Raw genomic sequence first — 367 nt, 5'->3', positions numbered from 1 at the left:
TACGATGAAACTAGAGGTTTCAAATTTATCTCTTATGCAGTATGGTGGATCCGTCAATCAATTTTACAGGCATTGGCTGAACAGTCAAGAATTGTAAGACTACCATTGAACAAGATTGGGTCTATCAACAAAATCAATAAAGCATACGCTCACCTTGAGCAGGAAAATGAAAGACCACCTTCTCCGGAAGAATTGGCTGAAGTTCTTGACATGAGCGAGGAAGATATCAAAGAATCTATGAAAAACTCCGGAAGACACCTGTCTATGGATGCGCCTTTGGTAGAAGGTGAAGATTCTAATCTTTATGATGTATTACGTTCAGGAGAATCTCCAAGTCCTGATAAAGATCTGATGCTTGAATCTCTGC

The 367-nt window shown here is 39.5% G+C and carries 1 protein-coding gene; it reads left to right on the top strand.

Annotated features, from left to right (window positions below):
* Positions 1-367, top strand: a 367-nt coding sequence (locus GB932_RS21680; RefSeq protein ID WP_497755932.1) for a sigma-70 domain-containing protein, incomplete at both ends; no start/stop codon positions are given.

The sequence above is a fragment of the Microbacterium karelineae genome (assembly GCF_009745985.1).
In the GTDB taxonomy this organism is placed as follows: Bacteria; Actinomycetota; Actinomycetes; order Actinomycetales; family Microbacteriaceae; genus Microbacterium; species Microbacterium karelineae.
The sequence above is the reverse complement of the archived record's forward strand: the minus strand, read 5'-3'. Positions and strand labels throughout refer to the sequence as shown.